This window comes from Maribacter sp. Hel_I_7 (genome assembly GCF_000688315.1).
Taxonomy (GTDB): Bacteria; Bacteroidota; Bacteroidia; order Flavobacteriales; family Flavobacteriaceae; genus Maribacter; species Maribacter stanieri.
The window spans coordinates 1,558,675-1,573,362 of record NZ_JHZW01000002.1; the positions used below are offsets into that span (position 1 = coordinate 1,558,675).

Annotated in this window: 11 protein-coding genes; 7 read left to right on the forward strand and 4 right to left on the reverse strand. The window is 34.6% G+C overall.

From position 1 onward, the window contains the following. The first annotated feature begins 34 nt into the window (after positions 1-34). From P178_RS0108325 to P178_RS0108355, 7 genes are all read left to right on the forward strand, one after another. A complete protein-coding gene (locus P178_RS0108325) occupies positions 35-844 on the forward strand; it encodes a glycogen/starch synthase (protein WP_027065790.1) in 810 nt (269 codons plus the stop codon). A gap of 5 nt (positions 845-849) precedes the next feature. Beyond that, positions 850-2,757 carry a DUF4270 domain-containing protein gene (locus P178_RS0108330; RefSeq protein WP_027065791.1) on the forward strand — a complete coding sequence of 636 codons (1,908 nt, stop codon included), beginning with the start codon at positions 850-852 and terminating at the stop codon, positions 2,755-2,757. Positions 2,758-2,910: 153 nt separating this feature from the next. Continuing rightward, complete coding sequence (gene glmS, locus P178_RS0108335) at positions 2,911-4,755, forward strand: glutamine--fructose-6-phosphate transaminase (isomerizing) (RefSeq protein WP_027065792.1); 1,845 nt, start codon at positions 2,911-2,913, stop codon at positions 4,753-4,755. Between the two features lie 243 nt (positions 4,756-4,998). Further along, positions 4,999-7,788 (forward strand): TonB-dependent receptor, encoded by a 2,790-nt coding sequence (locus tag P178_RS0108340; RefSeq protein ID WP_027065793.1) that lies wholly within the window; start codon positions 4,999-5,001, stop codon positions 7,786-7,788. Positions 7,789-7,805: 17 nt separating this feature from the next. Then, entirely contained in the window at positions 7,806-9,440 is a 1,635-nt protein-coding gene (locus P178_RS0108345) for an SGNH/GDSL hydrolase family protein (RefSeq protein WP_036145921.1), read from the forward strand. A gap of 167 nt (positions 9,441-9,607) precedes the next feature. Next, positions 9,608-11,116 carry a F0F1 ATP synthase subunit beta gene (gene atpD / locus P178_RS0108350; protein ID WP_027065795.1) on the forward strand — a complete coding sequence of 503 codons (1,509 nt, stop codon included), beginning with the start codon at positions 9,608-9,610 and terminating at the stop codon, positions 11,114-11,116. A 73-nt stretch (positions 11,117-11,189) separates the two neighbouring features. Beyond that, the gene (locus P178_RS0108355; RefSeq protein ID WP_027065796.1) at positions 11,190-11,468 is read left to right on the forward strand and encodes a F0F1 ATP synthase subunit epsilon; all 279 of its coding nucleotides are present in this window, start codon (positions 11,190-11,192) and stop codon (positions 11,466-11,468) included. A gap of 52 nt (positions 11,469-11,520) precedes the next feature. Here the strand turns inward: P178_RS0108355 and P178_RS0108360 are convergent, their stop codons facing one another. The 4 genes from P178_RS0108360 to P178_RS0108375 form a co-directional block, all read right to left on the reverse strand. Next, positions 11,521-11,727, reverse strand: a complete 207-nt coding sequence (locus P178_RS0108360; RefSeq protein ID WP_027065797.1) for a helix-turn-helix domain-containing protein — start codon at positions 11,725-11,727, stop codon at positions 11,521-11,523. 2 nt (positions 11,728-11,729) lie between these two features. Further along, complete coding sequence (locus P178_RS0108365) at positions 11,730-12,242, reverse strand: DUF2975 domain-containing protein (protein WP_027065798.1); 513 nt, start codon at positions 12,240-12,242, stop codon at positions 11,730-11,732. Positions 12,243-12,308: 66 nt separating this feature from the next. Further along, entirely contained in the window at positions 12,309-12,842 is a 534-nt protein-coding gene (locus tag P178_RS0108370; RefSeq protein ID WP_027065799.1) for a GNAT family N-acetyltransferase, read from the reverse strand. After that, positions 12,843-14,642 carry a M61 family metallopeptidase gene (locus P178_RS0108375; protein ID WP_027065800.1) on the reverse strand — a complete coding sequence of 600 codons (1,800 nt, stop codon included), beginning with the start codon at positions 14,640-14,642 and terminating at the stop codon, positions 12,843-12,845. Between the last annotated feature and the right edge of the window lie 46 nt (positions 14,643-14,688).

The window sequence follows — 14,688 nt, forward strand, 5'->3', positions numbered from 1 at the left end:
CTTGCGTTCCAGTGAAAAATAAAATATAACCTTTATGAATGGAAAAAAGATATTATTTGTATCTTCTGAATTAGTTCCTTACTTACCCGAAAACGAAGTTTCCCTAATGTCTTATGAAGCACCTAGAATGGTCAACAGCAATGGTGGTCAAATTAGGATTTTCATGCCAAGATATGGGAACATCAACGAGAGAAGGCATCAATTACACGAAGTAATTAGACTTTCTGGAATGAATTTGGTCATTAATGATATGGATATGCCATTAATCATTAAGGTGGCATCTATCCCAAAAGAGAGAATACAAGTTTACTTTATAGACAACGAAGAGTACTTTAAGCGTAAAGCTACTTTTACTGACAAGCAAGGAGCTCTTTTTCCTGACAACGACCAGCGTGCAATTTTCTTTGCCAAAGGTGTTATGGAGACGGTTAAAAAATTAAACTGGTCGCCAGATATTATCCATGTTCACGGATGGATGGCAAGTTTATTACCATTGTATCTTAAGAAATTTTATGCAGATGAACCACTTTTTGCTGAAAGTAAAATAGTATTGTCTGTATACGGTAAAACTTTTGAAGGGGCTTTAGATAAGGATATGATTAAAAGAATAGCTTTTGATGGCATCCCAGAAGAAGCAATTGCGTCATTAGCAGAGCCTACCTATAATAATTTGTTAAAGGTTGCTGTTGATTATTCTGATGCTATTATTTTAGCTTCGGAAGATATTCCTGAAGAATTAGAAAGCCATATATCCAACCAAGAAAAACCAGTGTTGCCATATGTCCCCGTTCAAGAGTTTGAGGAGGCTTATGCTAATTTTTATAACACCGAAGTTTTAAAATAATCTGAATGAATTTTATTGTTAAGTCCGCTATCCCTAAGTTATCGGGGTTGTTTTTGGTATTGGGTCTTTTGGTTTCTTGCGAGCAAGATTTAACAACTGTAGGTTCAGGTGTTGTTGGGAATGAGCCATTTACGACCGGTAAGGAAGTATATGATGTTTTTGCCTACAATAAGAATATTGAGGCGGTACAGACCAATAAATTGCCAATTTATCAATTGGGAACTTATAATGATCCAATTTATGGTAAAACACAAGCATCTGTAACTTCTCAGTTATTTTTAAATGCTGCTAATCCGTCGTTTGGTAATTTATCTCAAGATAAAGAAGATAGGGAGGGTATAACAGATGAGTCTATTACAACAATTCAGGAAAATGAAACAATAAAAGAGGTGTATCTTTATATTCCTTTTTTAACTAATTCATTGGATAGTGATGGTGATGGTGTTGTAGATGAATATGATTTAGAACCAGATAATAGTAGTAATGATAATGATGGTGATGGTGTTTCCAACATTGTAGAGACAGCATCTAATACAGATCCGTTAGATAGTTCAAGTGTTGATGCCGATAGAGATGGGTTGAACGATGGAGATGGTGAAACTATTTTTGCAGACAGTTTTGCAGAAAAGGTTGAATTGGATAGTATTTATATAAACGGGAAAAATTATGATGATGTAAGTAAATCCCCTTTACCTTCATTTAATTTAAAGGTAGAGCGTTCAACTTTTTTCTTGCGCGATTTAGATCCAAATGCAAGTTTTCAAGAAGCACAACAATATTATTCAAATCAAGTATTCTCTCCTGATTTTGTTACAGGCGAACCTTTGTTTGAGGGTGTAGTTGAAATTATTGATGAAGAAATATTAATTCCTAATGAAGATGATGAATCCACAGAAGATGTTGATGAGTCTCAAACACCAACTAAACTACAGCCTGGTATTAGGGTAGCGTTAGATAATGAATTCTTTCAAAATAATATTCTAGATAAAGAAGGAAGTTCAGAATTGTTAAGTCAATCTAATTTTACTGAATTTATTCGTGGTTTACATTTTTCAATTGTTGATCAAGAGGGTAATGATGTATTGGTCATGTTTGATCTTAAAAGTGCTAATATCACAATGACTTACAGTTATGATAATTACGATACTAATGGTACCATTGACGATACTAGTGATGATAACCCTAATAATATTTTAGAAAAAGATTTTACATTTTCATTCCTGTCTACGGTTGCAACTGGTGTTTCTGGTAATGCTGTAAATACTTTAATTACCGAAAACTACGGTCCTCAAGTTTTACAGGCGTTGGATAACGGTGAAAATGCTTCTAGATTATATTTAAAAGGTGGTCCTGGTACTTATGCTGAAATAAATCTATTTGAAGAAGATGGAGGCGAGAGTGTAGTTGAGCAAATTAGAAGTCAAAATTGGGTTATAAATGAGGCAAATTTAATTTTCTATATAGATAGAGACCAATTAGACGCAGCAGGTAGTGCAATAGAGCCGCCAAGATTGTATTTGTATAATACAGAAAATAAATTTCCTTTAATAAATACGCTAACTGAACAAACTGATCTTGAATCATCTAGCCTATTTGGTGCATATCTTAATTTCGATGGGATAATAGAAAAGTCTAACGGTAAAGGTGTACAGTATTCTGTTAAGATTACAGACCATATCAATAATATGGTTGTTAGGGATTCTACGAACGCTACTTTGGCATTGACATTAACAACAAATATTCAGAATTGGAGTATTGCTGATGCAAAGGTTACAAATGGTGAAATGGAATTACCTACAACTTCTACAGTCACTCCATTAGGTACTATCTTGTACGGTAGTAATATTCAGGCTACCGATCCTAATTTTGATAAGCGATTAAAATTAGAGATATCTTATACAAAAGCAGATTAACATATTATTTTTAGGTTACATCCATTTATTTTATCGATGGCATACCAGCGAAGGATTATTAACGTTGTATATCCTAAATAGTCTAAATTTTGGGCATGTTCGTATATCTAACATGCAATTAGATTTTAATAAAATTTTCAAACAAATAGTATTATGTGCGGAATTGTAGGTTACATAGGATATAGGGATGCTTTTCCTATCGTAATAAAAGGGCTTCAGAGATTAGAATATCGTGGATATGATAGTGCGGGTATTGCTCTATTTGATGGTAATCAAATAAATCTTGCTAAGACAAAAGGTAAAGTTGAGGACTTAAAGAATAAAGCTAAAAGTATTTCTCAAGAAGGAAGTATAGGTATTGGTCATACACGTTGGGCTACCCACGGTGTTCCAAATGATGTAAACTCTCATCCTCATTATTCTAATTCAGGTGAATTAGTAATTATTCATAATGGAATTATCGAGAATTACGAGTCCATTAAGCAAGAGTTGACAAAGCGTGGTTATATTTTTCAATCAGACACAGATACTGAAGTTTTAGTTAATTTAATTGAAGAGGTTCAAAAAACTGAAGGTGTTAAATTAGGAAAGGCAGTTCAGATAGCGCTTAATCAAGTGGTAGGTGCATATGCTATTGCAGTTTTTGATCAGAAAAAACCAGATGAGATTGTTGTTGCCAAACTAGGTAGTCCTTTGGCTATTGGTATTGGTGATGGAGAATTTTTTATTGCTTCAGATGCCTCTCCTTTTATCGAATTTACTAATAATGCTGTTTATCTTGAAGATGAGGAAATGGCAATTATTAGATTAGGGAAAGAAATTAAGCTTAGAAAAATTAAGGATGACTCAGTGGCATATCCTAATCTTTTAGAGCTTCAAATGAATCTAGAAGAAATTGAGAAAGGTGGTTATGATCACTTTATGTTGAAAGAGATTTATGAGCAACCTAGAGCAATTAAAGACACTTATAGAGGTCGTTTATTGGCGGATCAAGGTTTAATTAGAATGGCTGGAATTGACCTTAATATGGAAAAATTCTTAAATGCCAATAGAATTATAATTGTAGCATGTGGTACTTCATGGCATGCAGGATTAGTAGCTGAATATATATTTGAAGATTTAGCAAGAATTCCTGTGGAGGTAGAATATGCATCTGAATTTAGATATAGAAATCCTGTTATTACAGATAAGGATGTTTTAATTGCAATTTCACAATCAGGTGAAACTGCTGATACCTTGGCAGCTATTAAATTAGCTAAAGAAAAAGGAGCTTTCGTTTTTGGTGTTTGTAATGTTGTTGGGTCTTCTATCGCTAGAGAAACCGATGCAGGTGCATATACACATGCAGGTCCTGAAATTGGTGTTGCTTCTACAAAAGCGTTTACTACTCAAATCACAGTTCTTACTCTTATTGCATTAAAATTAGCGAAAGCTAAAGGTGTTTTCTCTGAGTCAAAATATCATGAATACTTGACTGAATTAGAGAATATACCAAACAAGGTCGAAAAATCTTTACAGTCAAATGCACTTATTGAAATAATCGCAGACGTATATAAAGACTCAACAAATTGTCTTTATTTAGGAAGGGGTTATAATTTCCCTGTGGCATTAGAAGGTGCACTTAAATTAAAGGAGATAAGTTATATTCATGCAGAAGGATATCCTGCTGCGGAAATGAAACACGGTCCAATAGCATTAATAGATGAACATATGCCAGTTTTTGTAATAGCAACTAAAAAGGGGCATTATGAAAAAGTGGTAAGTAATATTCAAGAAATAAAATCTAGGAAAGGTAAAATTATAGCTATAGTTACTGAAGGTGATGAGCAAGTTAGAGATTTAGCTGATCATGTAATTGAGGTTCCTGAGACTTTAGAAAGCCTAACTCCTTTGTTGACTACTATACCACTACAATTACTGTCATACCATATTGCGGTAATGAGAGGTTGTAATGTAGATCAACCTAGAAACCTGGCTAAATCGGTTACGGTAGAATAAATTAATTTTTTATCACATTTTAAAAAGGGCATGATTCATTTCATGCCCTTTTTGCGTTTAAAAACCATTTTTTGGATAATGATTTTATCACTGTTATTTTAAAGTTAATTGCGTATATCTTAGAAATTACCATGGATAATTACGGAAATTTTACTATGCATGCATAATTTTTTTCAAATTACTATTATCCATATAAAATAATCTGTATCTTAACCCTCAACTAATTTTAAACTTTAATTGAGAATGAGAGCAATACTACTTTTAGCATTGATGATTATTGGTACATTCGGGTATTCCCAGACCAATATCAATGGTAATGTTGTTGACCAAAATAACGACCCTATCCCCGGGGCCAATATTGTTATTGTCGGCAAGACCATTGGAACAGTGACAGATTTCGATGGAAATTTTAATTTGGCTACTTCCGAGGTTCCGCCTTTTAAAATAGAGATTTCAAGCATCGGGTATACTAGTACAACAGAAAATATTACTAGCGCAAGTCAAACTATTACAATAACCTTAAATGAATCTCAAACGTTTTTGGATGAAGTTGTAATATCTGCTTCAAGAACGCCAGAGCGTATTTTTGAATCACCTGTTACGGTAGAGAGAATTGGTGTTTCTGAAATTAAAAACAGCACTGCTGCTGATTTTTATGGTGGTCTTGAAAACTTAAAAGGTGTAGATGTAAATACGAACAGTTTAACATTTAAATCTGTTAATACTAGAGGTTTTGCATCTTTTGCCAATACACGTTTTATGCAACTTGTTGATGGTATGGACAACTCAACACCTGCATTAAACTTTCCTATTGGTAATTTGGTAGGTTTAGTTGAACCAGATGTACTAAGTGTTGAACTTTTACCAGGAGCATCATCTGCGCTTTACGGGGCAAATGCTTTTAACGGTATTTTATTCATGCGTAGTAAAAGTCCTTTCGATTATGAGGGTATAAGTGTTTCTATTAAACAAGGAATAACTTCTCAAAAAGCTTCTGGTGATAATTCATATACTGATTTTGGAATTAGAGCGGCACATAAATTCAGTGATAAATTTGCTGCAAAAGTTAACTTCGGTTACTTAAAAGGAACCGATTGGGCCGCAAATAATACGGATGATAGAAATACACTTGGGGGTACAAGAGATAACTTGAACTATGATGGAATCAATGTCTATGGTGATGAGGTGTCTACCAATATTAAAGAAGTTGCACTTACCTTAGAGGGCTTGGGTATTTTACCTTCAGGAGCAAATGCTTTGGTGCCTTCAGAAATTGTTAGTAGAACAGGGTATAATGAAAGTGATTTAACGAATTATAATGCAGAAAGTATTAAAGCAGATTGGGGCTTGTATTATAGACCAATTGAAGACAATAGCTTGGAGCTTTCTTATGTTGGTAAAGTAGGTACAGGTAACACAATTTATCAAGGTACAAACAGGTATAATATAGCAGGTTTTTTTCAAGAACAACATAAACTTGAAATTAGGAACGATAACTTCTTTGTAAGAGGTTATGTTGTTAGTGATAAAGCCGGTGACTCTTATGATATGGTATTTACAGGTATCAACATTAATAGAAGTTGGAAAGATGACAATACTTGGTTTGGTGAATATACTGGAGCTTATGTTCAGTCCACTTTAGGTGGGGCTACTGATGCTCAAGCTCATGCTGCTGCAAGAGCACAAGCCGAGTCAGGCAGATTGTTGCCAGGTACACCAGAATTTGAAGCTGCATTTAATAAAGTAATTAAAGATCCAGATTTAAGTGTGGGGTCACAGTTTTATGATCAATCTAAATACTATCATGCTGATGCTAATTATAACTTTAGTCATTTGATTGATTGGGCAGAAATACAAGTTGGTGGTTCTTTTAGAGAATATAGTTTAAATTCTTTAGGTACCATTTATACGGATTCCGAGGAAGACGGTCCTATTGATTATTCCGAATTTGGAATTTACTCTCAGGTTCAAAAGACATTGCCTATGGCGGGAGAAAAAAGTTTAAAATTAACAGGATCTCTGCGTTATGATAAATCTGAATTCTTTGATGGGTTTTACTCTCCTAGATTATCTGCAGGTTTTACGTTGAACAGAAACCATAATATAAGAGCATCTGCTCAAACTGGTTTTAGAAACCCGACTACTCAAGATCTTTTTATTGGTTTGGATGCTGGTAGAGCAATTCTAGTAGGGTCTGCACCCGATAATTTGGAGCAGTATTCAAGAGATTTTGATGTGAGTGCTACCGGTCAATTATTAGGTCAGCCTTCGTCGGTTACTCAAACCGGTGCAGCGGCATATAACAATTCCTACTCTGCAGCATCTGCTACGGCTTTGGGGCAAACCGGAGATCCATCTGTACTTGAAGTGGCTAATCCAGATTTAGTTAAGCCGGAAAAAGTAACATCTTTTGAAATAGGGTATAGAGGTAAGGTTGATAAGTTTGTAATAGATTTTAGTACATATTATAACAGTTATGAAGACTTCATTTCTCAAGAGGTGGTTGTTGCCCCATTTTACGGAGAAGTTGGTGATGGCGGACTTTCTGTAGCGGCAATAGCGAATGGAGATTTTCAGGCATATAGTACATACACTAATACTGATGCCAATGTTAATTCTTATGGAGCTTCTATTGGTCTTGATGTTAAGGTATTGGGTAATTTTGATTTAGGTGGTAGTTATACGTTTACAAAATTAGATTTTGATCGCGATGCTAATCCTGATGTTATGTTGAATTTCAACACTCCAGAACACAAGTTCAAAGCATCTTTCGGAAATAAAGAACTTTTTGAAAATTTCGGATTTAATGTATCGTATAGATTTAGCGATGATTATTACTGGGAAGCTACTTTTGGAAATGGTGTAATTCCAGAATTTCATGTAGTAGATGCGCAAATTAATTATGATGTGCCAAGTATTAAATCAACTTTTAAATTAGGGGGTACCAACCTTACTAATAAAGAGTATTATACAGCGTTCGGAACTGGATATATAGGTTCTATGTACTACTTATCTTGGACAATTAACAACTAATAAAATCAAAAGTTGAAATGAAAAACTTAAAATATTTATATATTTCTTTAGGTCTATTAGCTTTTACAGCTTGTAATGACCCTGAAGATGTTGATCTTGACCCAGAGGTAATTTCTGAAGAGTTGCCTGCATTAACAGCAGGATCAGCAGATTTCTCTAATTATGTTTCTTTAGGAAATTCATTAACGGCAGGTTTCACAGATGGTGCCTTGTTTCAAGCAAGTCAAACATTGTCAATGCCAAATTTGTTGTCACAGAAATTTAGTCTTGCAGGTGGTGGTAGTTTTACACAACCATTAACTAGTGATAATATTGGAGGTCTTGCTCTTGCTGGTACTAGAATTCAGAGTCCTAGATTGGTTTTTGGTGGCGCTGGTCCAGTACCTTTAGAAGATTTGATTGGAGATGTAACTGTTACAACTGATATTGCCTTAAATAATCCAACAGGTCCTTTCAATAATTTAGGAGTACCTGGGGCTAAAAGTTTTCACTTATTAGCGCCTGGTTATGGTAATATTGCCAATGTGCAATTAGGTCTTGCAAATCCTTATTTTGTTAGAATGACTGGTTCAACTCCAGATGTTAGTGTGTTGCAAATGGCGGTAGCGCAGGCACCAAGCTTTTTCTCTTTATGGATAGGTAATAATGATGTATTGGGATACGCTACTACAGGAGGTGATGGAACAAATCCAATTACACCAGTTTCTGGAGCGCCAGGAGTTGGTTTTGACGGAAGTTATGGAGCTTTGATAGCTACTTTAACAGCAGGAGGAGCACAAGGAGTAGTTGCGAATATTCCAAATGTTACTGATGTACCTCATTTTACAACGGTACCTCATAATCCCTTAGATCCAACTAACCCAGATTTTGGAAATCAAATAGCGACTTTAAATGGAATTTTTGGACAACTGAATCAAGTGTATGCTTTCTTAGGTGTGCCAGAACGTTCCATAGAATTTTCTACAACAGCGGCAAGTGAAGTGGTTATAAGAGATGAAACATTAACTGATCTTTCTGCTCAGATAGCAGGAGTTTTAAGTGCAAGTCCAACATTTCCGGCTTTTGTACAGTCTTTCGGGTTACCTGCTGAAGCAGCTCCCTTAGTTGCAGGGTTGTTAGGTAATACTTATGGACAAACAAGAGAGGCAACAGCAGATGACTTATTTGTATTACCTAGTTCAGCTATCATTGGTACGGTAAATTTAGAATCGGTTGGTGCTTTAATGGAAGCGGGATTGCCTCAAACATTGGCAGGTCAATTTTCGGTAGAAGGTATTTCGCTTCCGTTAGAAGATAAATGGGTTTTAATTCCTAGTGAGCAAGCAGAAATAGCTGCGGCTACAGAAGCTTTTAATCAAATAATTGCAGCTACAGCCAATCAGGCAGGTTTAGCTTTAGTTGATACAAATACATTATTGAATCAATTGGCAAATGGTGGTATTACAAGTGGAGATTTCACTTTAACATCTAGTTTGGTCACAGGTAGTGCCTTCTCTTTAGATGGTATACACCCTACTGCTAGAGGGTATGCATTGTTGGCAAATGAATTTATGAAAGCAATTGATGCTACATACGGTTCAAATTTTGAAGCCTCTGGTAATTTATTGAATGTAGGTGATTACCCTACAAACTACCCAGCAACACTACAATAATTGTATATAAAATAGTAAGATTTAAAAGGTGCTTAATAGGCACCTTTTTACTTTTGTAAAAAAGAAAAAAAACAATTTTTCTTTAAAATTGAAAACTATATCTTTGCAGCCTGAAAATGAGAGCATTTTTCAGATATTATTAAACGTAATAAATAAACATATAAGTAATGTCAAAAGTTACAGGTAAAGTTTCGCAAATCATTGGACCCGTAGTTGATGTAGAATTTCAATCAGGTGCAGATCTTCCTAGAATCTATGATTCCTTAGAAATTGTTAATAAGGATAAGTCTATTTTAGTATTGGAAGTACAATCTCATGTAGGCGAGAATACGGTTAGAACAATTTCTATGGATTCTACCGATGGTCTTAGTAGAGGGGTTGATGTAGTTGCTACAGGTAGTGCGATTCAAATGCCAGTAGGTGATGATGTATATGGTCGTTTGTTCAATGTAATAGGTGATGCTATCGATGGTTTAGGTAATTTACCTAAATCTGGTAAAGATGGTCTTCCTATACACAGAGAAGCGCCAAAATTTGAAGATTTATCTACTTCTACTGAAGTTTTATTTACAGGTATTAAGGTAATCGATTTGATTGAGCCTTATGCAAAAGGTGGTAAAATTGGTTTATTTGGTGGTGCAGGTGTAGGTAAAACTGTATTGATTCAAGAATTGATCAACAACATTGCCAAAGGTCATGGTGGTCTTTCTGTATTCGCAGGTGTTGGTGAAAGAACTCGTGAAGGAAATGATTTGCTTCGTGAGATGTTAGAATCTGGTATTATAAAATACGGTGATGATTTCATGCACTCTATGGAAGAAGGCGGATGGGATTTAACCAAAGTTGATAAAGCTGCAATGAAAGGTTCAAAAGCGACTTTCGTTTTTGGTCAAATGAACGAACCACCAGGAGCACGTGCTAGAGTTGCACTTTCTGGTTTAACAATTGCAGAATATTTCCGTGATGGAGCAGGGGAAGGTCAAGGTAAAGATGTACTTTTCTTCGTTGATAATATTTTCCGTTTTACACAAGCAGGTTCTGAGGTATCGGCTTTATTAGGTCGTATGCCATCAGCGGTAGGTTATCAACCAACATTAGCAACAGAAATGGGTGCTATGCAAGAACGTATTACATCTACAAAAAGAGGTTCTATTACTTCTGTACAGGCGGTATACGTACCAGCGGATGATTTAACGGATCCAGCACCGGCAACAACGTTTGCTCACTTAGATGCAACAACGGTATTGTCTCGTAAGATTGCTGAGCTTGGTATTTACCCTGCAGTTGATCCATTAGATTCTACATCAAGAATTTTAACTGCTGATATTCTTGGTAAAGAGCATTATGCTTGTGCACAAAGAGTAAAAGAGCTTTTGCAACGATATAAAGAGCTTCAAGATATTATTGCCATCTTAGGTATGGAAGAATTATCTGAAGAAGATAAGTCTGCGGTAGGTAGAGCAAGACGTGTACAGCGTTTCTTATCTCAGCCTTTCCACGTGGCAGAGCAGTTTACAGGTCTTAAAGGAGTTTTAGTTGATATTAAAGAAACTATTAAAGGCTTTAATATGATTATGGATGGTGAATTAGATCACTTACCAGAATCTGCTTTTAACCTTAAAGGTACTATTGAAGAGGCTATCGAAGCAGGTGAGAAAATGTTGTCTGAAGCTTAAAACTAGTAAACAGTTTACGGTGTCAGTTTTATAACTTAATACCGAACACTGAATACTGAATACTGAAAAAAATATGTATTTAGAAATTGTATCACCAGAAGCTACATTATTTGCAGGAGAAGTTACTTCGGTAACGGTGCCTGGTATTAATGGAGAGTTTCAAATGTTGAAGGATCACGCGCCAATTGTATCATTATTACAAGAGGGTAAAGTCAAGATTTCAGGTAATATATCTTTAGAAAAAGAGTATGCATCTAAGTTTACTAAAGATGCAGAAGGTAATACAGTATTACAAATTTCTAGCGGTACTATTGAGTTGAAGAATAATAAGGTTATTGTGTTAGCAGATTAACTCAATATATTATAAATATAAGAAGGCTATACTGTAATGTATAGCCTTTTTTTTATTCTTTTTTGTAAGCTAAAATATCAGCTGGTTGACAATCTAATGCCTTACAAATGGCTTCTAAAGTAGAGAAGCGTATAGCTTTGGCTTTTCCTGATTTAAGTATGGAAAGATTAGCTTCTGTAATGCCGATCATTTCTGCTAACTCTTTGCTTTTTAAGTTCCTTTCTGATAATACATGGTCTAGATTTACGACTATGCTCATAGTTATATAGTTAGGTCGTTTTCAGATTGTACGGTATATCCTTTTTGAAAAACGTAGGTAATAAACAAAGAAATCATTCCAAAGATGACCAATAATATAAGGTTGTGAACATTTCTAAATTCCGTCTTATGCATTATAGGGTAATGAATAAGAAAGTATAGAATAGGACCAACAATTAAATTTAGGATGGTTAAGAGTTTTAAATTTTTGATAATACCTTTATTAAATATAACTGTTTTTTTAAGGGCTTTGAATATGTTAGAAAGTAAATAGAGAAGTAGAATTCCAAAAATTAAAGTAAGGGTAATGGTTAGAATGTCGCTAAACTGATAATCAGCTTCTATAGAACTTCCTATCAAAGGAATTTTCATATCAAATCTACCGTTTTTGACCGTAAATCTATCGGTAATAAAAGCAAATTCCATGTAAGCTAGAAAAGCCAAGAGTACAATTGAGGCACTTCTAAAAATATAATAGAAGAAGGCTGAAAGAGATTTTGGACCAAATATTCTCATGGTAATATAATTATTGTTTAACGATAACAAAAATATAAAAAATTATCGATAAACAATAATTATATTTTAAAATGTTTTCAAAGAGATCAATTCCCAATCTTGACCTAAACTATTATATGTACATATTTTTTTGAACCCTACGGCGTAATGAGCTCCTAAAGAACGAGTATTAGTAGCATCAACTTCTGTGATGATAACGTCATATTTAGGGTAAGAGGCAATTTTCATAGCATTATAAAGTCCGCGAAAAATACCCAACTTTCTATGGCTTTTGGCAACACATATTTGCCCCATGGTAATAAAATTTTTAATGTTTACATTTTCTAGTTCTGTAAACATTGGTCTTAGAATTGAAATCTCATCTTTAAAATCATCGGTCATCGATAATGCGTAGCCTACCACTTTATCGCCATCTTTGGCAATGATATGTGGACAGGCATTATTCATTCTTGTCAGAACATCTAAAGTATGGTGAACGGTAACGAAACCCTCTTGTTCCATTTCTAAATCGGAAACAGACGATTTTAAATTCATTTCTTGTAAAGAGAGAATTTGTATTAATTCTTCAGTAGTTGTGGCTTTAGTATAAATTAGACTCATTTATTCAACTTTTAACCAAGCTTGGCGGGCTTTTAATACTTTTTTTGAAGGAATTTTGTCATTTTTCTCAATTAAGTTGATTGCATAGTTTGGGTCAGAGGTTAAAGTGACTTCTGTTTTTCTATCTATACCTTCTCTTAAAAATGTTATTGAAAGGGTATCTTTTGGTTTGAATTCATCTTTGATAAACGTATTAAATTGAATTCCGTTAGGGAAAGGTTTATTGTTTATTGATGTGATGATATCATCTTTATCTAATCCGGCAATATAAGCGGGACTCCCAATTTTAGTATTGCTTTTAATTTTGCCATATAAATCATCTGTTATAGAAACAGCGGCACCGAAATATGCGGCTTCCTTGTTTTGAGATAAACTAACACCTACAGTTTTTAATAGTTCGTTATACGGCGGCATATCGCTTTTGTGAATATAACTGTTGAACCAGTTATTACCGAAAATGTCACCGGCATAAATGTTCAAGGTTTCATTTAAGTTTTCAATAGTATACGAATTTTCAGTTTTTCCGTAGGTATTCCAGACTAGTTTCATGAAATCATCTAAATTCAAGTCTTTTTCCCTTAAAGAAAGGTCAAGAGCTAAACCAAGAACGCTACCATACGAATAGTAAGAGATAAATGTATTCTCCCTGTTTACAGGGTCTACAGAGGTTGATGCATCAACGAAAGGAGCTTGGTAACTCATTTCAATAGGGTTAAAAAATTGCCTGGCAGGTGAATTCCATACATAGTTAAAGGTGCCGGTTAACCCTTCAACATATTTTTCAGGAGTAATTAGTCCTGCTCTACAAAGAATAAGATTGGTGTAGTAGCTTGTAAAGCCTTCTGCAAACCAGAGTTCTCCACTCATGTTTGCTTTTTCAAAATTAAAAGGTTCTAAAGATTTTGGTCTAATGCGTTCTACATTCCAGCTATGAAAAAATTCATGGGATACGGTACCTATATTACCTTCCAAACCTCCATTTGCCAAAGTTCTTGTGCTGGTTAAAATTGTAGAGTTTCTATGCTCCATACCGTCTCCAGATGCATTTGGAACATAGCATGCTAAAAAGGTGTATGAACCATAATCAAATGAAGGTAATACTCCAAAAACTTCTTTTTCTTCAAGTACGACTTTTTTAATTTTTTCAAAATAAGTATCAGCCTCTTCTTCGGTACCTGGGTCGTGTAATGCTAGTTTTATTTTTTGTCCATCCACATTAAACTCTCTGGTCTTATGATTGCTTAACTCTGTAGGGCTATCCATAAAATAGTAGAGATTTTGAGCACTATAGATGTTGTCTTTTACGTGTGGTAATTGTGTAGCTATTTTCCAATTTAAATCGTCTCTTGTTTTAAAATCTACTTCAATTTTTCTTTCATTTAATATAGGGGCATACATAAATGTTGCCGGTATATTTAAATGTGCATGAGACTCATCTATTTGCGAATAGGTACCATCGCCTCTATTGGCAAAAAGTGTATATGAAATTACAATGGTACCATCATGGCCCGAAACTTTCCATTCATATGGGTTTGTTCTAGAAACTTGAAGTGAGTTTCCTTTATTATCCTTTGCTTTAAAGTTGTAGACATTTTTGGCGAATTCATGTAGAGCATACCTACCAGGCGATGTTCTACTCATTCTAAGTGTTAAAGTATCTGATGCTATATCTGGAAAGGTAGCAGAGACATTAGCTTCATGATGAACGGCATTTTCAAAAGAAATAGAATATGAATTGGTTTGTGCAATTATTTGAATTGACTGAAAACCAAAAATGATAAAAAGAATAAAATAGCGCATACGATGATTTTTAGCTAAGATAATGAAGCTGTTTCAAGTATGTATC